Below are 23,030 nucleotides of genomic sequence, written 5' to 3'. Positions count from 1 at the left end.
GGTGCCGGGGAGGATGCGGGCAATGGCGCCCGGCCACGACCGAACCCACCTGGAGGAGCCGTATGCGGGACATCGCCCGGACCGTCGAGGGCCTGGCCGAAGGGTTGCGCTCGGACCTGGTGGACCTGGCTCGCATCCCTTCGATCGCGTTCCCCGGCCACCCCGAGGCGCCCGTGCTGCGCGCCCGCGACCGTGTGGCCGAGCTGCTGCGCTCGGCGGGGATGGAGGCCGTCGGCTCCTTGGAGCTGCCCGGCTCCTACCCGGTGGTGACCGGCTCCCTGCCGGCGCCCGAGGGCGCTCCGACGGTGCTGCTGTACGCCCACTACGACGTCCAGCCCCCCGGGGACGAGTCCGCGTGGGAGAGCCCGCCGTTCGAGCCGACCGAGTTCGACGCCGGACCGCTGGGCCCGGCCGTCCGCGCGCGCGGGATCGCCGACGACAAGTCCAACATCCTCGTGCACATCGGCGCCCTCAGAGTGTTCGGCGGACGCCCGCCCGTGGGGGTGAAGGTCGTCATCGAGGGCCAGGAGGAGTACGGCGGCCCGCTGGACGAGTACCCGCCCAGCGACCCGGAGCTGTTCGGGTCCGACGCCATGGTCATCGCCGACATGGGCAACGTGCGCCCCGGCGTTCCCACCTTCACCGTCGCGTTGCGCGGCGACGCCGAGGTCGTCGTGGAGGTGCGCACCCTGGACGGCCCTCGGCACAGCGGGGAGTTCGGCGGTGCCGCGCCCGACGCACTCATCGCGCTGCTGCACGCGCTGTCCACACTGCACGACGCCGACGGGAACGTGGCCGTCTCCGGGCTGCTGAGCGAGGAGTGGGACGGCGCCACCCTGGACGAGGAGGAGTTCCGCCGCATGGCCGGGGTGCGGTCCGAGGCGCCGTTGATCGGGACTGGCAGCCTGGGGCGGCGCCTGTGGACGGGGCCCGCCATCACCGTGATGGGGCTGGACGCGCCGGCCGTCGACACGGCCGCGGCGGCGGTCGTCCCCTACGCGCGCGCCAAGATCAACCTCCGCGTGCACCCGGGACAGGACGCCGCCGAGGCGCAGCGCGCGCTGGTGCGCCACCTTGAGGGGCTGAGGCCGTTCGGGATCCCGCTCCAGGTGACCGCCGGGGACGCCGGGTCGGGGTTCGCCGCGCAGACGGGCGGCCCCGCCTACAGCGCGGCCACCGAGGCGATGCGCGCGGCCTGGGGCGCCGAACCGGTGCACATGGCCAGCGGGGGCGCCATTCCGCTGGTGTCGGGGCTGGCCAAGGCGGTCCCAGGGGCGGAGATCCTGCTGTTCGGGGCGCAGGACTCCGAGTCCAACCTCCACGCGCCCAATGAGCGGGTCCTGCTGGAGGAGCTCAAGCGCGCGGTGGTGGCCGAGGCGGTGTTCTTCCAGGAGTACGCCCGCCGCCACCGCGAGCGGGAGGACGCACGGTGAGCGGCCCGCAGACCGGCTCCGCCCCTGACGCGGAGCCCCGCTCCGAGGCCCGCACCTGGCACTTCCCCAGCGCGCTCACCGTGCTGGCGGCCGTCACCGTCGCCGTGTGGCTCGCGGCCTTCCTCATCCCGCCGGGGGAGTACCGCAGGGACGGTGACGGCGCCCCGATCGCGGGCACCTACGAGCGCGTCGACGGCGGCCGCACCGTCGGCGAGCGGCTCATGGACCTGTTCCTCGCCCCGGTCAACGGGCTCTACGGCATCCGCGACCCCGACACCGGCACGGTCGCCCCGGACAACGCCGGCGAGCTGTTCGGCAGCGCCGCGGTGTTCCTGTTCGTGCTGGCCATCGGCGCGTTCGTGACCACGGTGTTCGCCACCGGGGCGCTGGACCGGGCGATCGCCCGCTTGGCGCACCGGCTCCGAGGGCGCGGCCTGCTGCTGGTGGCGGCGGTGATGGCGGTCTTCTCCGTGCTGGGCTCCATCGAGGGCTTCGCCGAGGAGACCCTGGGGTTCTACGGGCTGATCGTGCCCATGGTGCTGGCGCTGGGGTACGACCGGATGACGGCGGCCGGCGCGGTGATCCTGGGCGCCGGGGTGGGGGTGCTCACCTCCACCGTCAACCCCTTCGCCACCGGGGTGGCCTCCTCGGCGGCGGGGGTGTCGCTCGGCGACGGGCTACCGCTGCGGCTGCTGATGTGGGCCGTGCTGACCGCCGTGACCATCGGCTACGTGCTGCGCTACGCCGCGCGGGTCAAGGCGCGGCCCGAGCGCTCCCTGGTCGGGTTCCTGCCCGGGGACGCCGAGGCGGCCGAGCGTGCGGGACGCCAGGCCGAGCCCGAGCCGCTGACCCGTACGCAGGCCGTGGTCGTGGCGTTCATGGCGCTGGTGTTCGCGTTCATGGTGTTCGCGGTGGTGCCCTGGGCGGGCGTGCTCACCGGTGAGGCGGACGCCGCGCCCTACGCCTGGCAGCTCGACTGGTCCTTCGGGCAGCTCTCGGCGCTGTTCCTGGTCGCCGCGATCGCGGTGGGGCTCATGGGCCGGATGGGGGAGAAGCGGCTCACCGACACCCTGGTGCAGGGCGCGGCCGACTTCATCGGCCCGGCGCTGGTGATCGTGGCCGCCCGCGGCGTCACCGCCATCATGAACAACGCCCGCATCACCGACACCGTGCTGCACTCCATGGAGGCGGCGGTGTCCGGCACCTCCTCGGGGTTCTTCGCGGTGCTGGTGTTCCTGGTCAACCTGCCGCTGGCGTTCCTGATCCCCTCCACCTCGGGCCACTCCACGCTGGCGATGCCGGTCCTGGCCCCGCTCGCGCACTTCGCCGGGGTCCCGGCCGACATCGTGGTCACCGCCTGGCAGGCCGCCTCGGGGTGGATGAACCTGTGGGTGCCCACCACGGCCGTGGTGATGGGCGGACTGGTCCTGGCGAAGGTGGGCTACGGCGCCTACCTGCGCTTCGTGGCGCCGCTGCTGGCGGTGCTGCTCGTGCTGGTCTGCGCGTTCGTGGGCACGGCCGCCGCCCTGGCCTGAACGGCCGGAGGGGGACGGGGCGGTTCCGCGCGCGCAGGGGCCCGAACCCGCGTTGATCTCGGGAAAGACGGCCTGAAGAGTGCCGTCATAAGGCCGACTTCCCCGAGATCAACGCGGGGAGGGGGCTAGAGCCGCGCGTGGCGGGCGCGCAGGGCCTCCAGGCCGGCGGAGGTCAGGCTGCCGTGGAAGCGCACGCGCGAGTAGCCGCCGTCGGGGAAGACGTCGATGCGCGCGTGGGTGGCCGCGGGCGCCCCCGTCAGCAGGAACCGGTGCGGGGAGTCGGGCTGCAGGCGGGTGCGCGGCAGCACCGTGGTCCACACCGCGGGGTCGGACAGGTCGCCCTTGTCGGCGTCGGCGAAGGAGACCTCCACCCAGCCGGCGGCGTTGCCCTTCAGGTAGGCGGTGTCGATCTCGATCGCTCGGACGTCGGCCCGGCCGGCCAGGCGGTAGAGCACCCAGTCGTTGCTCTCCCGGACGCGGCGGCGGCGGTTCTCCCAGCCGTCGTCCATCTTGCGCGAGCGGCCGGGCAGGATGGTGTTCTCCGGCGGGGAGTAGAAGCGGTCCGAGGCGTCCTCGACGGCGCCGCCGTTCTCCAGCGCCGCCAGGTCGAAGGTGCCCAGCGCCGCCAGCCACTCGGGGTCGGCGGCGACCTCGCCGTGCACCCGCAGGCGGGCGATGCCGCCGTCGGGGTACTGCTTGAGGCGCAGGTGGGTCCAGCGGCGCCTGTCGTCCACCGCGAAGCCGTTGGCGGCGTGGCCGCGCAGCTGGGAGCGGGGCACGATCTCGGTCCACTCGGCCTGGAGCAGCTCCTCGGGCGAGGGGGTGCCGGGCACGCAGGCGGCCTCCACCGAGGCCTGCTGCGGGTAGTTGCCGCGGAAGTGGGCGGTGTCCACGACCACGCCGCGCACGACGCCGGGCAGGCCCAGGCGGATCAGCGCCCAGTCGTGCGCGCCGTCCTCGGGGAAGGGGGCCTCGGCGGTGTTGCGCCGGCGGCGGGTCTCCCAGCCGTCCATGACCTTGCCCTTGTGGCCGAACGCCTCGGGGTCGAAGACCGCCGGCTCGGGCTTGAGCAGGTTCTCGCGCTGGGCGAAGAACTCGTCGTTGGCGGCGACGACCGAACCGCCCAGGCGGCGGTCGGCCAGGTCGACCAGGGAGGTGAAGGCGTGCTCGGTGGCCCGGTAGTCGGCGTAGGGGTCGCCGCCGGAGTAGGGCCGGGCGTCGAAGGCGTGCGGATCGGCGGGGGTCTCGGCCACGGTGCTCCTCACGAGGTCCGGAAGGACCTCTGTCGGGGATGTGAAGTTCATGCCACTAAATGCTTTTCCGTCCCCTAGTGTGCGCGCGGCCGACCTTTCGTGTCCATCGACGATTACTGTGCAGACTGTTCAGGCTCACTGAACAATGCGCCCGGGGCGGGCGGGCCGTCGGCGTGCTCGGCGGCCGCGCGCTGCAGCGCCCGCAGCACCCGGGCCAGCCGCGGCCGCCCGCCCGCCCCCGAGCGGACCGCCGCCACCACGTGCCGCAGCGGCCGGTCGGCGCGCAGCTCGCGCACGGCCACCCCGGGCCGGGCGCCCGGCGCCGCCAGCCGCGGCACCAGCGCCACCCCCATCCCGGCCTCCACCATCGCCAGCACCGCGTTCCAGTCCGCGGCCGCGTGCGCCTGGTCGGGGGTGAACCCGGCGGCCGCGCAGGCGTGCTCGGTGATCTGCCGCCAGGGTCCGGAGTCGCCGAAGATCCACGGCTCCTCGGCCAGGTCGGCCAGGCGAAGCCCCGGGGCGCCGGCCAGCCGGTGCTGGGCCGGCAGCGCCGCCCGCAGCGGGTCGGCCATCAGCACCGTGCGCTCGAACTTGGCGTCCCGCGGCGAAGGGGCGTCGGCCGCCAGCGACAGCGCCAGGTCCACCTCGCCGGCGGCCAGCAGCTCGTACACCTCGGCGGCCTCGGCCTCGCGCACCCGCACCGCCAGGTCGGGCCAGCGCCGCCGCAGGTCGGCCGCCGCGGGCACGACCAGCGCCGGGATGGCGGTGGCGAAGGCGCCCACCGCCACCCGCCCGGCCTCGCCCCGGGCGAACGACTCCAGCTCGGCCTCGGCCCGCTCCAGCTGGGCGAAGACGGCGTCGCCGTGGCGCAGCAGCACGTGCGCGGCATCCGTCAGGCGCACCCGCCGCCCGTGCGCCTCCAGCAGCGGCACCCCGGCCTCCCGGGACAGCCCGGCCAGCTGCTGGGAGACCGCCGAGGGCGTCATGTTCAGCGCCTCGGCGGTGGCCCGGACGGTGCGGTGCTCGCCGAGCGCGCGCAGCACCCGGAGCCTGCGCAGATCCCAGTCGGTCATACCGCAAAGGGTAAGCAGTACTGAACGGTCGTGCGCGCACCGTTCACGCCCGCGTCGCGCGGTGCGGGCCGTGCGCCCTCAGGCCTCGGTACCCTCGGACGGGTCGTGGTCTCCCCAATGAAGGCTAGGTAGGGCAGCCGTGCGCATCGCGAGATTCTCTTCCGGAGACGACGTCGGTTTCGGCCTGGTCGACACCGACGCCGATAGCGGGCAGGACTTCGTGTCCCGGATGAGCGGGCACCCCCTGCTCGGCAACATCCAGCTCACCGGCGAGCGCGCCAAGCTGGAGGACGTGCGGCTGCTGTCCCCGGTCCTGCCCAGCAAGGTGGTGTGCATCGGCAAGAACTACGCCGAGCACGTCGAGGAGATGAAGGACGTCACCGGGGAGCCCACCGACGAGCCGGTGGTCTTCCTCAAGCCCTCCACGGCGGTGACCGGTCCCAACGACCCGGTGTTCTACCCCAAGGCGTCCTCGCAGGTGGACTACGAGGGCGAGCTGGCCGTGGTCGTCGGCCGCATGGGGCGCGAGGTGCCGGCCGAGCGCGTCAAGGAGATGGTCTTCGGGTTCACCGTCGCCAACGACGTGACCGCCCGCGACCTCCAGCGCACCGACAAGCAGTGGACCCGGGCCAAGGGGTTCGACTCCTTCTGCCCGATCGGGCCGTGGATCGAGACCGGGCTGACCCTGGAGGACGCCGCGGACCTGCGCGTCACCACCACCGTGGACGGCGAGGTCCGCCAGGACGCCCGCACCTCGGCGCTCATCCACCCCATCCCCGAGCTGATCTCCTACATCAGCACCTTCATGACGCTGCTGCCGGGGGACGTCGTGCTCACCGGCACCCCGGCCGGGGTCGGCCCGGTCGAGCCGGGGCAGCGGGTGAGCGTGGCGGTGGAGAAGGTCGGGGAGCTGAACAACCCGATCGTCACCCGGGACTGACCGCGTCCGGGGCCTGTTCGGCCTCCCGCGGCACCGCCGCGGGAGGCCCGCCCTTGGGGAAGCCGAACAGGTAGGTGAGCACGAACCCGGCGACGTAGCCGACCAGCAGCCCGCCGCCGTAGACCGCCACCGCCGGCCCGATCCCGGCGCTGCCCTGCACCAGCGGGAACAGCGCCCAGCCCGAGGGGCCGATCGCGGTGGAACCGGTGGTCGCCCACAGCTGGCCCATCAGGCCCACGAACGCGCCGCCGACGGCGCCGCCCGCGCAGGCGGTGACGAAGGGGCGGCCCAGCGGCAGCGTCACCCCGTAGATCAGCGGCTCGCCCACGCCCAGCAGGCCCGCCGGCAGGGCCGAGCGCACCGTGGAGCGGATGCCCTCGTCGTGGCGCATCCGGCGGTAGACCGCCAGCGCGGCGCCCACCTGCCCGGCCCCGGCCATGGACAGGACGGGCAGCAGGGTGGTGTAGCCCTCCAGGTCGATCAGCGTGGTATGGATCGGGATGAGCGCCTGGTGCAGCCCGAGCATCACCAGCGGCAGGAACAGCCCGCCCAGCACCAGCCCGGCGGCGGCGCCCGCCTGCCCGAGCAGCCAGTTCGCCCCGGCGCCGATCGCCTCGGACAGCGCCCCGGCCGCCAGCATCAGCCCGAAGACGGTGGCCAGGCCCGCCACCAGCACCGCGATGGTGGGGGTCAGCAGCACGTCCAGGGTGCCGGGCATGTGGCGGCGCACCCGGCGCTCGACCACCGCGCACAGCACCGCCGCCCCCAGGGCACCCAGCACCCCGCCCTGGCCCGGCGACAGGGCGGTGCCGAAGACCTGCACGTCGGCGACCCCGGCGAAGGGGATGATGGCGGCGACCGCGCCGCCGAGGACGGGCGTGCCGCCGAACTCCTTGGCGGCGTTGATCCCCACGAACACGGTGATCAGGGACATGAACCCGGAGCTGATCGCGGTGAGTGCGGGGACGGCGCCCTCCAGCCAGCCGAGGTTGCGCAGCAGGCCGGTGACCCCGGCGATGATGCCGCAGGCGATCAGGGCCGGGATGAGCGGCACGAAGATGTTCGCGATGCGGCGCAGGAAGAGCTTGAAGGGGGTGGCGTTGCGGCGCTTGTTCGCCGCCCGGATGGCGGCCCCGCGCTCGGCCAGCACCTCGGCGGTGTCCCCGTCCCCAGGCGCGTCGGCGGGCGCGGCGGGGGCGTCGGCGCGCTCGCGCTCCACCAGCCGCTCGAACGCCTCGGCGACCTCGGTCACCGCCTTGGGGCCCAGCACGATCTGGTAGGTGTCGTCCTCCACGACGCCCATGACGGCGGGCAGGTCCCTGATCGCCTGGTCCCGCACCAGCGAGCGGTCGGCCAGGCCGAGCCGCAGGCGGCTGATGCAGTTCGCGATCGAGGTGACGTTGGCCTGCCCGCCGACGAGGGGGAGCAGGGCACGGGCGGTGGCCTCGGGTCCCGAGGCGGCGTCCCGGTCGGACACGGGGGACTCCTTTCGGCGGGGGGAGGGGGCGCGCGGAGCGGGCGCTAGGCGGTGAGCGCGGCGGCGATGGCCTCGCGCAGCCGGCCGCCGCTGTCGCCGAGCAGACGGGCGGCGGTGGCGGCGTCGACGTCGGCGGCCAGCACGAGGATGGCCTCCTTGACCGAGCCGTCACAGGCGGTCAGGGCGGCCTCGGCATCGTCGGGGGAGGCGCCGGTGGCGGCCTCGACGATGCCCAGCGACCGGGCGCGCAGCTTCTCGTTGGTGGCGCGCAGGTCCACCATCAGGTTCCCGTAGGTCTTGCCCAGGCGGATCATCGTGACGGTGGAGACCATGTTGAGCACGAGCTTCTGGGCGGTGCCGGCCTTCAGACGGGTGGAGCCGGCGATGAGCTCGGGGCCGACCACCACCTCCACCGGGTGCTCGGCGGCGGCGCCCAGCGGGGAGCCGGGGTTGCAGGACACGCCGAGCGTCAGCGCGCCGGCCCGCCGGGCGGAGCGCACCGCCTCCACGGCGTAGGGGGTGCGGCCGGAGGCCGAGACCCCGACGACCGTGTCGAGCGGGCCGATGCCGAGCGCGGTGACGTCGGCGGCGGCCGCGTCGGGGTCGTCCTCGGCCCCCTCCACGGCGTCGCTCACGGCGCGCGGGCCGCCGGCGATGAGGCCGACGACCTGGCCAGGGGAGGTGCCGAAGGTGGGCGGGCACTCGGAGGCGTCGAGCACCCCGAGCCGCCCGGCGGTCCCCGCCCCGGCGTAGACGAGCCGCCCGCCGCGCCGCATGCGCTCGGCGACGGCGTCCACGGCCGCGGCGATCGCGGGCACGGCCTCGGCGACGGCGGCGGGCACCGTGGTGTCCTCGGCGTTCATGGTGCGCAGGATGTCGGCGGTGGACCGGCGGTCGATGTCGGCCAGGTCGTCCCTGCGCGCCTCGGTCGCCAGCCGGGCGAGCTCGTCCCGCAGCCCCCGCCCGTCGATCCCGTCCCGCCCGGTATCGGTCCCGGTGCTGGCCATGCGCCCGCCTCTCCTCGTGAAGGTTTCCTTCCTCGGCTTCTTGTTCCTAGAAGGTAATTTTCCCTCCCACGCCACAGAAACGCACCGACAGGGTGATTCACATCACATTGCCGGGATTGTCCCGCTCTGTGTCCACCTGAACACCGCGCGCCCGACCAGTGCGTTCGGAGGCCGGAGTGCTTTCGGTAGCGAGTGTGACCCACGCCATTCAGGAGGTTTGTGGCGGTATGTCCTCTCTTAGAGCTTGTTCAGGCATTTAAAGACCGGCTAAGTTCCCTGCGCTCCCGCGCATCCCCCACCCCCGGAGACCGACGTGACCCCCGGCGCCCGTGCCTCCCGACCCCTGCCTGCCGCTGCCCGTCGACTCGCCGTCCATACGGCGGTCCTCGCGACCGTCTTGGCGGTCCTCGCCCCTCTCGCCTTGGTCCCGGATGCCGAGACGGTGTGGATGCCGCGCCTGAGCCCCGTGGCCGACGCCGATGTCGCGACTCCTGAGCAGCGGATGGGAAGTGCGGACGGTCGGCCCCACGAGGTGGGCGCCGACGAGGCGATCGCCGAAGGCGACGGCGGCGGTGCGGTCGAACCGCCTGAAGACGCATTGCCGCGGGAGGTGCCGGACGTCCCCGAGGAGGCCTCGGTCGAGCCTCCGCAGGCCGAGACCCGGACCATGGAGGAACCGGAGAAGCCGGAGGTCGAGGGCTTCGATCCGGACACCAGCGAGGAGATCCCGGAGGAGCGGGACGAGTTCTCCCGCACCTACCGGAACGCCGACGGCACTCTCGCCACGGACTTCTCCCTGGAGCCGCTCCACTTCGAGAACGAGGAGGGCGATTGGGAGGAGATCGATCCCTCCCTCGTCCCTGAGCGCGCCGGCGTGTGGAGCAACAAGGCCGATGCGAACGACGTCGACTTCTCCGAGACGGCCGACGGCGCGCCGCTCGCCAGAATGGAGACCGAGGACGGGCGGTCCATCGCCTTCTCTGCCGAGGGGACGGAGGACGCCCGCGGTGAAGTGAGCGGGGACGACCCCGACACCATCGTCTACGACGGTGCGCTCGACGGTGCCGGGATCGAGCTCACCGCGCTGCGGGGCGGAGCGGTCAAGGAGACCATCGTCCTCGACGAGGCGCCGGAGAGCCCCGAAGGGGCCGTGTGGCGGTTCCCGCTGGAACTCGACGGTCTGGAGCCGCGAAAAGCAGATGACGGCGGTATCGACCTCGTCGATCCCGAGTCCGGTGACTCTGAGGGCCACATCCCCGCCGGCTACATGAGCGATTCCGACATCGACCCCCGGTCGGGTGATGGCGCCCAGTCGGACGAGGTGCATTTCGAGCTCGTCGAGGAGGGCGGCTCCTGGACCCTTGTGGTGACGGCGGACTTCGACTGGCTCTCCAGCGGGGACCGCACCTACCCGGTGCGGGTGGACCCGACGGCGGCGTGGAACTACAACGCCTCCCAGGACACCTACGTCCAGAGCGGCTACCGCTCGTCGCGTTACAAGGACAGGGACCTCAAGGCCGGCACCTACAACGGGGGGTCGACCAAGGCCGCCTCGTACCTGCGCTTCTCGTCGATGGTGGAGGAGCTCGAGCACCACAAGATCTACAACGCCGAGCTCTACTTGTTCAACCACTGGTCCTACTCCTGCACCCCTAAGCCGGTCACCGTCCACGAGGTCACCGGTTCGTGGAACCAGAAGAAGATCGCGGGGTACCCGGGGCCGAAGTACGACTCGACCCCGCTCGGCCGAGAGAGTTTCGCCAACGGATGGATGCCCGCGGGCGCCTCCTCCAGCTCCTGTCCCGCCGCCTATGAGGGCATCGACCTCGGAGACCGCGGCCGAGACCTCGTCCAGGCCTGGGTGGACGGCGACAAGTCGAACAAAGGCCTGACCGTCAGGGCCTCGACGTCCGACAGCTACGGCTGGAAGAAGTTCGGCAGCCGCGAATCGTGGGGCGCGCCGTACATGACCGTCGTCTACAGCCCCTACCGCGCCGACTACGGCTTCGCCCAGGACCCTCCGGAGGCCGACCCCGCGCCCACCGCGAATCGCGCCACCTACGTCGACGTCGAGGTCACCAACCGGGGCAAGGAGACCTGGACGCCTTCCAACGGCTACGAGCTGAGCTATGGGCTCTATGGACCGGACGGGGAGCGCGTCTACCACGAGGCCCCGACGACCGAGATGCCGGAGAACGTCTCGACGGGGGAGACGGTCACGGTGAAGGCGAAGGTCGGACCGCTGCCTCCCGGCGAGTGGACCGTCAAGTTCGACATGACGCACAAGGCCCAGTCGTTCGCCGCCTGGGGCGTCCCCCGAACCGCCCAGCTCAAGCTCGAGGTCCCCGACCTGCCGCCGCAGTTGGTGGACTACAGCCCCCGCGACGGAGCGACCGTTGCGACGCTCAGGCCGGAGTTCACGGCGGTCGGCCGCAATAACGACTCCTGGCCCGACGACAGCCTGGAATTCTGGTTCGTCTTCTGTGACGGCGAGTGGCCCGACTGGGAGTGCACCGATTCCGGCTGGCAGGAGGAGACCTCCTGGAAACTCCCCGACGGCCTCATGGAATGGGGCGGCCACTACTCCTGGACCGTCTGGGTGCGCGACGGCGGAGAGACCACGGAGGGGCCCTGGCTGACCGTCGGGGCCGAGCCCGATCAGCCCGCGGTCACCTCTCGGCTCGCCGCGGGCGGAACGGTCGGCGCCGAGGGCGAGGTCGACCCGCTGCTCGGCAACTTCACCCGCGCCGAGACCGACGCCTCGGTCCCCACCCCGGGACCGCCGCTCACCGTGACGCGCACCTTCAATTCCGCCGACCCTCGTCAGGACGGCATGTTCGGGTCCGGGTGGAGCACCCGCTTCGACATGCGGCTGCTGACCGACGCCGACGGGACCGGCAACGCCGTCGTGACCTATCCGGACGGCCGCCAGTACCGGTTCGCCCGCAACGGCGACGGCTCCTTCACCCCGCCCAAGGGCATGTTCGCCACGCTCCGTGCCACGGACGGCGGGGGATGGCGCCTTATGGACAAGCAGGGCGACTCCTACCTCTTCGATGCCGAAGGGGCCCTTGTGAAGGTCACCGATCACCGGGGACGGGAGCAGACGCTGGAGCACAGCGACGGCCGCCTGTCCACGGCGAGCGGTGCCGGAGGGCGGCTGCTCCGCTTCGCATGGTCCGACGGCCACGTCTCATCGGTCACGGCCGAGGGGCCGGACGGCACCTCGGCGGAGTGGACCTACACGTACGACGGTGACCGCCTCACCTCGGTCTGCGACCCGGAGGGCGGCTGCACGGGCTACTCCTACGAGGACGGTTCGCACTACCGGGCCGCCGTCCTGGACGCGAACCCGTACGGCTACTGGCGGTTCGACGAGGGCGAAGGCACCTCTTCGGCCGACGAGATCCACGAGGCCCTGGGCGGAGAGCCGGTCGAGACCGCAGACGGGGCCCTCGGCTCGGAGCACCCCCTCGCCGGGACCCCGGGCGGTTCCCTCGACGCGGGCGTCGGGCATGCGTCCCTGCCCGATTCGCTCCTGCAGCGGATCGGCACACGGATCACCGTCGAGACGTGGATCTCCACGACCGGCGAGGGCACGGTCCTGGGCGCCATGGACGCCGAGGAGGACCCGGACCAGCGAACGCCGGTGCTCTACGTCGGGACCGACGGCAAGCTGCGGGGCGGGTTCTGGAACTCCGAGGGCGCGGGCTCCTCGATCGTCTCCCCGGAGCCGGTGAACGACGGCGGATGGCACCACGTCGCACTGACCTCCGACGGTACGGAACAGCGCCTGTACATCGACGGGGAGCAGGTCGGCAGCCTGGAGGGCCAGGTCGACCACCGGGCGATGAAGTTCCTGTACGCCGGACGGGGCGTCGCCGACTCCGGTTGGCCCGCCACCCGCGACACCAAGGGGGAGTTCCCCTTCGACGGGCGCATCGACGAGGTCGCCGTGTACCAGCGGCCCCTGCACCCCGACACCGTCCGCATGCACGCCGAATCGGGGCAGGACCCCGCCGACCGCCTCGTCTCCGCCCTCTCCCCGGAGGAGCGCGTGCAGGACGCCCTCTCCTATGACGAGTCCACCTCGCGTGTGGAGCGGCATGTGGACGCCGACGGGGGCGAATGGCTCTACGGCGACCGGGTGTACCGGGGCGACACCGGCGCCGAGGAGCCGGAGGCCACGGCGGAGGTCACCGTCACGGACCCGAGGGGCGGCACCACCGTGTCGACCTACGACGCGCTCGAAGGCCACCGGCTCATCCGCACAGAGGACCAGCTCGGCTACACGACCACCTACGGCTACGACGTCGGCGGGTTCCTGGCCGAGGTCACCGACCCGAACGGGGCCGTCACCGAGTACTACAACGACGAGCGGGGAAACCGGATCGGGCGCAAGACCTGCCGTGACACGGCGGGCGAGAACTGCTTCGCCGACTGGTTCCACTACTTCCACAACGCGGACGACCCCTTCGACCCGAGGAACGACCAGCTCACCAGCTACCACGACCCGCGCTCGCAGGACTTCCTCGACGAGGAGTTCCGCACATGGTGGGCCTACACCGAGCACGGTGAGCAGCGGTCCGAGTCGGGTCCGCCCACCGACGGCTTCCCGAACGGACGGGAGCGGCACTTCACCTACACGGACGGCACCGAACCGGCCGTGGGCGGGGGAACGGTTCCGGCGGGGCTGCTCGCCTCGGAGACCGACCCCAACGGCGGTACGACCCGCTACGCGTACACGGCGGCGGGCGACCGGGCCGAGGTCGTCGCCCCCAACGGCTTGACGACGACCTTCACCTACGACGGCCTGGGGCGGGTCCTCAGCGAGACCGCCTCGGACGGCCCCGAAGGCGAGTCGGCCACGACGGCCTACACCTACGACGGCGCCGGGCGCGTGCTCACCGAGACCGCCCCGACGGTGGAGAACGAGGTCACCGGGGCGAGCCACACCGCGCGCACCACCTACACCTACGACGCCGACGGCAACCGGCTCACGGCCGAGACGGCCGACCTCGAGGCCGAGGGGGCCGCGCGCGTCGAAACGTGGGAGTACGACGACCACGGCCGGGAGAAGGCCCACACCGGCCCCGAAGGAGCCGTGACCCGCACCGGTTACGACGCCACGGGGGCGGTGGTCACCCGAATCGACGCCGAGGGAACGCAGTTCCAGACCACCTACACCCTCCGCGGAGAGGTGGCCGAGAAGAGGCTCATCGGCTGGACGGGACACCCCGACATGCCGATCGAGCCGACGACCCTGGTGCTGGAGTCGCGGGCCTACGACCCCGCCGGGCGTCTGGCCTCGGTCACCGATGCCGTCGGCCGCACGACGGCCTACGACTACTACGCCGACGGCCTCCCCGCCCGCGTGACGGCTCAGGGGGCGGTGCTCAACGACGAAAACGAGCCGCGTGACGTCGTTCTCGAGGAGTTCGAGTACGACGGTGCCGGGAACACCGTCGCCCATACGACCGAAGGCGGGGAGAAACGGACGGTCTCCACCTATGACGCGGCATCGTTCCTCACCGAGGAGGTCCTCGATCCGGAGGGGCTGGCCCGTTCGACCTCCTACTCCTATGACGGCAACGGCAATGTGCTCTCCGAGAGTCGGACCGCCGCCGGCGCCGAACGTGTCGAAGAGGTCCGGTACGCCTACGACGCCGGGGACAACCTGGTCTCCGAGACCGTGGAGAACGGCGACGAGGACCTCGTCACCCGGTACACCGTCGACGCCTTCGACCGTGTCGTGCGCGAAGTCGACCCCAGGGGGGCCGTAGAGGGCGCGTCGGCCTCGGACTACGCCACGGACATGCGCTACAACGCCCGAGGCGACCTGGTTGAGGTCCGCGGGCCCGAGGTGGACATCGAGTCGGAGGGCGGCTCCGCCGAACGCGGACGTCCCACCACGCTCTACGGCTACGACGCCTTCGGCAACCGGACCCACGAAGTGGACGCCGAAGGCGGAACGACCGTGACCGAATACGACGCGGCTGACCGCGTCGTCGCTCAGACCGCCCCTGAGTACACCGGCCCGGACGGGGCCGTGATCGCGCCTCGGGCGACCGTCGCCTACGACGACCTGGGGAGGAAGACGGCGCAGACCGACGCCCTGGGGGCCACCCGGAGTTACTCCTACGACCAGCTGGGGAACCTCGCGGTGGTCACCGACCCGCCGGCCGAAGAGGGGGCCGAGGCGGGCCGCTGGGTCATGCTCTCGATGCCGACCGGAGAGACGGCCGCGGTGTCCGACCCCTCGGGCGCCCTTACCGAGGCGACCTACGACGACCTCGGCCGCCAGGTGACCGAGACCCGGGTCGAGCGGCTGCCCCAGGCCGCTGCCTATACGACGGAGTACGCCTATGACGCGGGCGGCCGCGTGGTGTCGATGACCGACCCCCTGGGCCACACCCGGACTTCGGCGTACAACGCCGCGGGCGAGCTCGTCGAGTCGACCGACGAGGCCGGCGGCCGGACGCACTTCGCCTACGACCTGGCAGGACGGGCGGTCCGGGCCGAGACCGCTGAGGGGACCGTCCATACGACGGCCTTCGACCTCGCCGGTCGGATGACCGAGACCGCTACTGCGGGCGCCGGTACCGACGAGCGGACCAGTACGTCCCTGTCGTATGACGCCGCTGGAAACAAGGTGGCGGCGACCGACGCGCTCGGGAACACGGTCCGCAGGGACTTCGATGCCGCGGGTCGGATGGTCGGGCTGGTCGAGCCGGTCGCGGACGGCGAGACGATCACGACCTCGTTCGGCTATGACGCGATGGATCGCAGGACCCGCACCACGGACGGGCGCGGGAACTCGGTCATCACCGACTACAACGCCGTGGGCCTGGTGGAGTCCCTGACCGAACCGGCCACCGAGGCGACCCCGGACGAGGCCGACCGGACGTGGAGGACCTTCTACGACGCCGGCGGCAATCCGGTGCGCGAGGAGGCCCCGGGCGGGGTCGTGCGCACCCGCGAGTTCGACGCCCTCGGCCAGCTGGTGGCCGAGTCCGGGACGGGCGGCGATGCGGTCGCCGCGAACAGGAGCCTGGGATACGACGCGGCAGGGCGCCTGAACCGGATCAGCACGGCGCTCGGTGAGGTCCAGGCGGTCTACGACGACCGGGGGAACCTCGCGCAGCTGCTCGGGCCCGAGACCGACGGGACGGGCGAGCCGGTGCCGTCGGTGACGATGGCCTACGACGCCGCCGGGCGCCTGGAGTCGCGGACCGACAAGGAGACGGGGACCGCCACGTTCGAGCGGGACGCCGCCGGGCGCGTGGTGAGCCAGTACGACCCGGTGACCGGCGCGACGGTGGCGACCTCCTACGACGGCGAGGGCCGCCCGGTCACGGTGTCCACCGACGCCGGCGCTGTTCGTGAACTGGGCTATGACCCCCTCGGCCGTCTCGCATCCGACGCGGTTGCAGGTGGGCCGTCGGTCTCCTACACCTATGACGCCGAAGGGCGCACGGTCGGCAGGACGACCACCGGGACGGCCGGTGCGGGCACGGAGTCCTTCTCCTACGACGGCGCGGGGCGCCTGGTGTCGTGGACCGATCCGTCCGGAGACGTGACGGAGTACGAGTGGGACGCCTCCGGGAACCGTGTGCGTGCCGGGGACGTGCAGTTCGAGTACGACGAGCGCAACCGCCTGACCTCGTCCAGTGCGGGGGACCGATGGGAGTACACGCCGCGCGGGACTCTGGCGGAATCGGTGGTCTCCGGGGTCGCGCGGACGCCGGAGTTCGACGCCTTCGAGCGGATGACGACGGCCGGGGACGGAAGCGTGTCCTACGGTTACGACGCCCTGGGGCGCGTGGTGTCGCGTGCGCAGGACGACGGGGTCCTCTCCGCTGAAGAGCGGTCGGAGTTCTCCTACGCGGGCTGGGAGAACGACCCGATCACCGTGACCGATCCCGGAGGCGACGTGCTCTCCTCCTACGGGCGCGACGAGAACGGGGCGCTGCTGAGCGTCGCCGACGGCGAGGGCGAGCCGGGGCTGGCCTTCGGCAATACGCACTCCGACCTGCTGGCGGCCTTCACCCCGGAGGGCGAGGTTCTGGGTTCGGCCTCCTACGACCCGTTCGGCGATGTGGTGCAGGCCCAGGGCCAGGAGGCCTCGGTCGGCTACCAGGGCGAGTGGACGGACCCGGCGACCGGCGACGTGAACATGCACGCCCGCTGGTACCAGCCGGGGACCGGGAGGTTCGCCTCAAGGGACACGATGACCCTGAAGCCCGACCCGTCGGTTCAGACCAACCGCTACACGTACGGTAATGCGGATCCGGTGGCGAATACCGACCCGACAGGACACTGTGTGCTCTCGCTGCGCTGCTGGCGACCGGTGGTCCCCGGGCTCGGGGGCGGAGGCTACGGCGGGGGAGGTTCGATCACGACGCCGCGCTGGCTTCGTGATAGCTGGTCGAACGCCAAGCGGAACGTGAAGCTCGGCTGGACGGTCGTCGGTGCGGGGGCGGCATGGGTGGCCGGGAGGTTCATCGGATCGCGGTCACATACCGGATTGCGGATCAGGGGCAAGAACGGAACACGGCCGGCGCCGCCGCCGCGTGGGCCGCGGCCCCCTCGCCAGGCCACGGCAACGGGGAGTTTCTCGAGCGGGACGCATTGGCGTCCCCCGGGAGGAGGCGCCTGGTACCCGAGAAGCGGCCGGAGCAGCGGCGGAGGCCGGGGCGGTGCCCCATCACGCCCGGCTCCTCCAAAGGTCGACCCCCGCAAGGCGATCCTCGCGAAAATCCTCGATACGCCGCAACCGCGTCCGGCGATCAAGAATCCGATCCCGCAAGGTCAAATCGACGAAACCCGCAAAAAGGCAGAAGAGCGGACGAGGATCAAGGTGGTCGATGTTGATTTGGCCGATTATGGCAGCTATGAAGAAGCAGCTGAGGCGGTGGAAGAGAAGGTAGGCTTCGGGGGTGCGGGTGAGCGCGAGGATGGTGAGTGTCAGAGCTTCATATCCTATAGCCCGATTCAAGGGAACGACCAGAGGGGGATGGCGACGGGAAGATTCTGCGGAAAGGAAGATCTGGTTCCGAAGGGGGAGCGTCTTAATCCGGAAGGCCCTGCACCTCCAGGGTATGTCTCAGAACAGGATGACAAGGGGCATCTGATTGCTAGTAGATTCCATGGGAGGGGGGTGCCCGAGAATATCGTTGCTGTATATAGTCGTGCAAATACCTCTGGAATGAAGAGGATTGAGAACAGGGCAGCTAGGCATCTAAAGGGAGATAAGGAGGTGGTGTACACGGTGGAGCCCTTGTATCGAGGGTCGTCGTCGAGGCCCTGGGCGATTCACATGCAAGGTATTGCGAGTTCAGGTGACAGGTGGGATGTCTGCGTACTCAATGAGGATGAATATGGGTACCAGGATGGAAGTGTCTGTCGTGCCGGATGAGGAGGGGTCGTGGCGGNTTCAGATTTTCTGGGGTTGGTTGGTAGAAGTCGATTGAAAACAAATCCTAGTGTCGATTGGGGTCGCGTCGAGGAGGTTTTTGAAACAGGGCTTCCGCGGGACTATAAGAAGATCGTTGATTCATACGGAGCGATTGTTGTAAATTCGCTGAGAATTGACTCGCCTCGGTGGTGGGCTGAGGGGGGTGCAGGGTGGCTCTGGAGGGCCCGAGACATGGCATATATTTACAGCGAAAATCGTGATGAATTTCCGGATGAGTGGGCGGATGTGATCGATTCATCGCCTTTTTTGAAGATGCGTGGAGGGGTGCTTCCATTTCATCCTGCTCGCCCGGGGGTTCTTCGGTGGGGGGATGACGGTGGTGCACACATTTACTGGCTCACTGAAGGTGATCCCGATGATTGGTCAGTGGTTGTCGACTATCGGGACGAGGCGTGGGAGCATCATGATATGTCCACAGCGGAGTTCCTTGTGAAAGCGATCACCGGAAATCTTGAAACTCGACTTCTCAATGGTCCGCTCGTAGTGCAATCGCCCATTGATGTGGCTGAGTTCCCCGACAAACGGCGCCTGGTCGAATGAACGGCCTGCCCCTTGCGATCAGGTCTAGGTGGGTGAAATGAGATCAGGGCCGGGCAAGCCCGCGGTGTTCGTGCTCGGGCTCGCGGTGGTGGTGGCCGTAGTGTCCGTCGTGGCGCGGCTCGGCGGAGGGGCTGTGGTCGTTCCCGTCGCCCACGGTCTGAGCCGGCTCGAGCAGGAGCCGGTCGATACCTATCACTTCGTGCCCGACCCGGAGGGGTGGCAGCGGCACGAGGCGGTCGGGATCTCCTATGCCGTCCCCGGTGACTGGGCGCCCGTGGAGGAGAGCGACCTCAAGGACGGCTACGCTGCCTCGTGGCATTCACCGGGCGGCCGTGGCACCACCGGGGAACTCAGCGTGATCGACTACCCGGACGCCGAGACCGACGCATACCGCGCTCTCGTCGAGGCCTCCTCCCTCCAGCGAAGTGAAGAGCTCGACCTCCCGCTCGCCGGGAACGATGACTGTTGGGAATACGACTCGGCCGACTTCTACCTCGCCGGTTCCTGCTCCTTCGCCGCGGCCTACCTCGACCCGGAGAGCGGAAGACGGATCGACGGCATGACCGCCTCCTACCTCGCTGTCCAGGTCGAGCGCGACTCCGCCCCCGTGCTCGTGCGGGTCCTCGTCGTGGAGGACACCGATTCCACGGCGACGGACCTCATGGACGCCGTGCGTCCGGAGTACGGCGGGCTGCTCCCCTGAATCTCCGCCCTTTCTCTCTGATCCTGTGAGAGGTCCCCATGCGCATGTCCCCCTCCTCCACCGCCCTTTCGCTGACCGCGGGCTTCCTCGTCCTCTGCCTGGGCGCCGGCCTCTTGTGGAGGTACGGCGACACGTCGGCCGGTACCGGTGGTGCCGCCGAGCAGAGCGCAGCCATGAGCGCCGATGAGTTCGCGGACGCGGAGTCGGTGGTCTGGCCCCCCGGCGATGGCGGCTCCGCGTCCGGGGCGTCGGCGGACGGGCTTCCCGAGGGATGGGCCCTGACCACGGAGGCCGGCTTGGACATTCCCGTACCCGAATCGTGGGCGGTGGGCAGAGGAGGCGAAGAGGCGGAGGGCCCCGTCCTCGCCGAGACGGACGGCGGCGGGCTCCGGCTCGGCCGCGCTCAGGTCTTCACCCACATGACCTCCTCCCGCAACGCCACCGGAGCGGTCGTTTCCACGCGAAATCAGCTCAAGATGGCGGGGGAGGTCGCCGGCCCCACGATGCAGGGGGAGTTCCCCGCCTCCGGAACCGACGACGCGATGGTCGCGGAGGTCACGTTCGAGCCCTTCTCTCCGCGCCTGACGGACGAGGTCGGCGGCGCCGTTCGCGGCCTCCTCTACGCAGTGGAACCGTTCCCGCATGGCGCCCCCGTCCTCATCTGGTGGGGCTGGCCCGAGGACGACTATCCGCACAACGCGGCGGACGTCGTCACCGTCGGCGTGCGCCCCGCGGAGTGAACCCCTGAGCACACCCTGAGCACTGGCCTTTGCCACTGGTAAGACGGATGGAAAGCGGTAATGGAACGACGGCTCTCGAAGCCCGCCCTCATAGTGGTCCTGGTCGGGGCGCTCATCGTCGCGGTGTCCATCGTGGCGCGGTTCGGGGGAGCGCTCGGGATCCCCGGGGCGGACGATCTCAGCTGGGTCGCCCAGGAGCCCGTGCACTACGAGGCCGACCCCTCCGGCTGGGAGCGTCAGGATGCCGCCGGGATCTCCTACACCGTGCCCGGTGACTGGTCCGCCGTGCCCGAGAAGGATCTCAAGGACGGCTACGCGGCCTCCTGGAGCGCACCCGACGGCGATCCCCTCGGTGAGCTGAGCGTCCTGGACTACCCCGGTGACGACACCGGCGCCTACCAGGCCCTCCTCGACGCGACCTCGCTGCACCGCGGCGACGAACTCGACCTGCCGCTCGGCACCAACGACGGGTGCGAGGAGTACGACCTGCCCGAGGTCCATGCGGCCGGCCTCTGCTCCTACCCCGCCGCCTACACCGACCCCGAGACCGAAGAGAGCGTCGCCGTGAGCGGCACGTACTACGTGCTGCAGGTCGAGCAGGAGTCCGCCCCGGTTCTCGTGCGTCTCCTAAGGGCCGACGACTTCGACGCCGACGACGCCATGGCCCTGCTCAACGGACTGCGCCCCGCCCCGGACGGATGGCGCGCATGGATCGGCGACTGAGCACCCGCCCCTGCCCCTGACCCCTACCACCCTGCGAGAACGATCCCCCGATGCGCACGTCACGCCTCTCCCTCCTCGTCTCCCTCGCCGCGGGCGGCTCCGCCGTCCTCCTGTCGGTCACCTTCCTGCGGCCTCCCGGGACCGCCGATGCCGACGCCTCCTCCGGCACGGACGCACCGACGAAGTCCGCGGCCATGACCGCCGAAGAGTTCAAGAGTGAGGAGTCCTCGGTCTGGCCGCCAGGAGAGGGCATCCCCGCGCCGACCCAGGAGGCGGAGGCGGACGAAGGGGAAGGCGAAGGAGGCGGGGACGCCCTTCCCGAAGGATGGCGCACCGTCGAGACCGACGGTCTCGTCCTTCCCGTCCACAACGACTGGGAGAAGTTGGACCCTGAGGAGACGCCGTTCCCCGAGGGCACCGAATCCGTCTACTCGGACCCCGTTGTGGGCGGCCTCCAAGTGCTCTCGGGCTATCCTGCGGACCAGTTCGACGCCCATCAGGCCGTCGTCCGGTTCGTGAACGAGATCTCCCCGACAGGCGAGGTGCTGAGCACGTTCACACCGGTCGATGCGCCGCCCGGTCTCCACGGAGCGGCCTACGCCGAATTCGCTCTCCATCCCGCGGACTCGGAGCTGGAGGAGGCGGCGGGCGGCTCGCTGTCCGGCGTCCTCTTCGGAGTGCAGATCGAGGAAGGCGACGACCCTCTCGTGCTCTGGTGGGAATGGCCGACCGAGGGCGCCCCGGGCGGTGTCCAGGACATCGTCACCGGCGGCGTCCGCCCGGCGGACTGACCCGGCCCGCCCCGCCCCGCGCTCTCCGCCCCGTCCCGTGACCGCCGCCGGGCCGTGTGCCCGCGGTGGTCCCCGTGTGACCCGCGCCGGGTATACCTGGTGGGGTCGGCTGCGGTCTTTCTCCAGGTAGGCCGCTTTTGTCGCCGTTGGAAGGCTGTGTGCATGCTCGACCCGACGCGCCCCCGGTCCCGGGCGGCCGCCGTCCTGGCCGCGGCCGGCCTCGCCACCGCCCTGGCCGCCGGGTGCGACCCCGCCGGCGGGAGCGGGGCGCCGGACCCTGGCGGGGACCCGTCGTCCTCGGCCTTGTCCTCGGCGTCCGGAGGCGGCTCCGTCCTCGGCGACGACGGGCGCGGGGTGCGCGTCATGCCGGTCGGCGACTCCATCACCCACGGCGGCACGGGCGACGCCACCTGGCGCTACCGCCTGTGGAACCACCTCTCGGCCACCGACCCCGACCTGGAGTTCGTCGGCCCGAAGGACGGGGTGGAGAACCGGGCCACCGCCGACCTGGACGGCCACGACGGGTACGCCGACCCCGGCTTCGGCACCGCCCACGACGCCGTGTGGGGCCGCACCCTCGAAGACGCCTCCGAGGAGATCGGCCCGACCGTCGCCGAGCACGACCCCGACGTGCTGCTGGTCATGCTCGGCATCAACGACCTGGGATGGGTGGGCAGCGACGCCGCGGAGATGGAGGAGCACCTGCGTGCCTTCCTGGACGCCGCCCGCCAGGGCGGGGACCCGCCCCACGTCCTCCTGGCCGAGGTGCTGCCCACCCAGCGCGGCCTGGACGACCCCGCCTTCTCCGCCCGGGTCGGCGGCTACAACTCGGTTCTGGGCGGCGTCGCCGAGGAGTACTCCGAGCCCGGCGCCCGCGTGGTCCCGGTCGACGTCGCCGACGCCGAGTCCTTCGTCCCCGAGCGCGACACCTACGACGGCACCCACCCCAACGCGCGCGGCGAGCTGAAGATCGCCGCCGCCTACGCCGACGCCCTGGACGCCGAGTTCGGCTACGGGGGGCCCTACCCGCGCCCCCTGCCCGAGGTGGGGTTCGGCCCTAAGACCGCCCCCGAGCCCCGGATCGAGACCGGGCCCGGTCCGGGCGTCCGGCTGGCGTGGGCCCCTGTCCCCGGGGCGACCGACTACCGGGTGCGCTGGGCCGAGGAGCCGCCCGGGGACCGGGCCCCCACCTGGCAGAAGGAGCGCCCCCAGCCCGCCCACGAGCGCACCTGGACCCTGGAGTCGCCCCGCCCGGGCACGGGGTACCTGGTCCAGGTCCGCGCCGACAAGGGGTGGCACACCGGGCCCTACTCCGAGGAAGTGACCGTCTCGCTCAC

Annotated in this window: 14 protein-coding genes (1 of these 14 running past the window's edge); 10 read left to right on the top strand and 4 right to left on the bottom strand. The window is 71.4% G+C overall.

Annotation, left to right across the window (positions count from 1 at the left end):
- Positions 1-62: 62 nt before the first annotated feature.
- Together D450_RS0102810 and D450_RS0102805 are read left to right on the top strand one after the other, a co-directional pair.
- Positions 63-1,433 (top strand): M20/M25/M40 family metallo-hydrolase, encoded by a 1,371-nt coding sequence (locus D450_RS0102810; protein WP_017537160.1) that lies wholly within the window; start codon positions 63-65, stop codon positions 1,431-1,433.
- Positions 1,430-2,968, top strand: coding sequence for a YfcC family protein (locus D450_RS0102805; RefSeq protein WP_017537159.1), 1,539 nt, complete (start codon positions 1,430-1,432; stop codon positions 2,966-2,968). The genes D450_RS0102810 and D450_RS0102805 overlap by 4 nt, the downstream gene beginning before the upstream one ends.
- 125 nt (positions 2,969-3,093) lie before the next feature.
- Here D450_RS0102805 and alc read toward each other — a convergent pair whose 3' ends face one another.
- Both alc and D450_RS0102795 read right to left on the bottom strand, forming a co-directional pair.
- Positions 3,094-4,272, bottom strand: coding sequence for an allantoicase (alc, locus tag D450_RS0102800; protein ID WP_017537158.1), 1,179 nt, complete (start codon positions 4,270-4,272; stop codon positions 3,094-3,096).
- A 62-nt stretch (positions 4,273-4,334) separates the two neighbouring features.
- The gene (locus D450_RS0102795; RefSeq protein WP_017537157.1) at positions 4,335-5,294 is read right to left on the bottom strand and encodes a LysR family transcriptional regulator; all 960 of its coding nucleotides are present in this window, start codon (positions 5,292-5,294) and stop codon (positions 4,335-4,337) included.
- 139 nt (positions 5,295-5,433) lie between these two features.
- Here D450_RS0102795 and D450_RS0102790 point away from each other — a divergent pair, with 139 nt between their 5' ends.
- Positions 5,434-6,234, top strand: a complete 801-nt coding sequence (locus D450_RS0102790; RefSeq protein ID WP_017537156.1) for a fumarylacetoacetate hydrolase family protein — start codon at positions 5,434-5,436, stop codon at positions 6,232-6,234.
- On the opposite strand, the gene D450_RS0102785 is transcribed toward D450_RS0102790, so the two are convergent.
- Entirely contained in the window at positions 6,221-7,711 is a 1,491-nt protein-coding gene (locus D450_RS0102785; RefSeq protein WP_017537155.1) for a PTS transporter subunit EIIC, read from the bottom strand. The two genes, D450_RS0102790 and D450_RS0102785, sit on opposite strands and share 14 nt — an antisense overlap.
- Before the next feature lie 44 nt (positions 7,712-7,755).
- Complete coding sequence (murQ, locus tag D450_RS0102780; protein WP_017537154.1) at positions 7,756-8,718, bottom strand: N-acetylmuramic acid 6-phosphate etherase; 963 nt, start codon at positions 8,716-8,718, stop codon at positions 7,756-7,758.
- A 448-nt stretch (positions 8,719-9,166) separates the two neighbouring features.
- Here murQ and D450_RS0102775 point away from each other — a divergent pair, with 448 nt between their 5' ends.
- From D450_RS0102775 to D450_RS0102745, 7 genes are all read left to right on the top strand, one after another.
- The gene (locus tag D450_RS0102775) at positions 9,167-18,136 is read left to right on the top strand and encodes a DNRLRE domain-containing protein (RefSeq protein WP_017537153.1); all 8,970 of its coding nucleotides are present in this window, start codon (positions 9,167-9,169) and stop codon (positions 18,134-18,136) included.
- A 231-nt stretch (positions 18,137-18,367) separates the two neighbouring features.
- On the top strand, positions 18,368-18,736 hold the full coding sequence (locus D450_RS33180) for a hypothetical protein (RefSeq protein ID WP_152520791.1): 369 nt from the start codon (positions 18,368-18,370) through the stop codon (positions 18,734-18,736).
- 37 nt (positions 18,737-18,773) lie between these two features.
- Positions 18,774-19,439: a hypothetical protein gene (locus D450_RS0102765; RefSeq protein ID WP_241483032.1), complete on the top strand. Its 666-nt coding sequence runs from the start codon at positions 18,774-18,776 to the stop codon at positions 19,437-19,439.
- Positions 19,440-19,477: 38 nt separating this feature from the next.
- Positions 19,478-20,179, top strand: coding sequence for a hypothetical protein (locus D450_RS0102760; RefSeq protein WP_017537150.1), 702 nt, complete (start codon positions 19,478-19,480; stop codon positions 20,177-20,179).
- Between the two features lie 60 nt (positions 20,180-20,239).
- Complete coding sequence (locus D450_RS0102755) at positions 20,240-20,902, top strand: hypothetical protein (RefSeq protein ID WP_241483031.1); 663 nt, start codon at positions 20,240-20,242, stop codon at positions 20,900-20,902.
- Between the two features lie 50 nt (positions 20,903-20,952).
- The gene (locus D450_RS0102750; protein ID WP_017537148.1) at positions 20,953-21,693 is read left to right on the top strand and encodes a hypothetical protein; all 741 of its coding nucleotides are present in this window, start codon (positions 20,953-20,955) and stop codon (positions 21,691-21,693) included.
- Positions 21,694-21,855: 162 nt separating this feature from the next.
- Positions 21,856-23,030: the 5' portion of a GDSL-type esterase/lipase family protein gene (locus D450_RS0102745; RefSeq protein ID WP_017537147.1), read on the top strand. The gene runs 13 nt beyond the window's last position; 1,175 of the gene's 1,188 nt are visible here — the first part of the coding sequence; the start codon lies at positions 21,856-21,858; its stop codon lies beyond the right edge, outside the window.

This window comes from Nocardiopsis halophila DSM 44494, from assembly GCF_000341245.1.
GTDB classification, from domain to species: domain Bacteria; phylum Actinomycetota; class Actinomycetes; order Streptosporangiales; family Streptosporangiaceae; genus Nocardiopsis_A; species Nocardiopsis_A halophila.
The sequence above is the reverse complement of the archived record's forward strand: the minus strand, read 5'-3'. Positions and strand labels throughout refer to the sequence as shown.

Bases quoted from the DNA above. Each gene is read 5' to 3' on its own strand.
- D450_RS0102755 (WP_241483031.1), top strand. From the start codon at position 20,240: ATGGAACGACGGCTCTCGAAGCCCGCCCTCATAGTGGTCCTGGTCGGG.
- murQ (WP_017537154.1), bottom strand. From the start codon at position 8,718: ATGGCCAGCACCGGGACCGATACCGGGCGGGACGGGATCGACGGGCGG.
- D450_RS0102795 (WP_017537157.1), bottom strand. From the start codon at position 5,294: ATGACCGACTGGGATCTGCGCAGGCTCCGGGTGCTGCGCGCGCTCGGC.
- D450_RS0102810 (WP_017537160.1), top strand. From the start codon at position 63: ATGCGGGACATCGCCCGGACCGTCGAGGGCCTGGCCGAAGGGTTGCGC.
- D450_RS0102750 (WP_017537148.1), top strand. From the start codon at position 20,953: ATGCGCACGTCACGCCTCTCCCTCCTCGTCTCCCTCGCCGCGGGCGGC.
- D450_RS0102765 (WP_241483032.1), top strand. From the start codon at position 18,774: ATGAGATCAGGGCCGGGCAAGCCCGCGGTGTTCGTGCTCGGGCTCGCG.
- D450_RS0102775 (WP_017537153.1), top strand. From the start codon at position 9,167: ATGCCGCGCCTGAGCCCCGTGGCCGACGCCGATGTCGCGACTCCTGAG.
- D450_RS0102760 (WP_017537150.1), top strand. From the start codon at position 19,478: ATGCGCATGTCCCCCTCCTCCACCGCCCTTTCGCTGACCGCGGGCTTC.
- alc (WP_017537158.1), bottom strand. From the start codon at position 4,272: ATGAACTTCACATCCCCGACAGAGGTCCTTCCGGACCTCGTGAGGAGC.
- D450_RS33180 (WP_152520791.1), top strand. From the start codon at position 18,368: ATGGCATATATTTACAGCGAAAATCGTGATGAATTTCCGGATGAGTGG.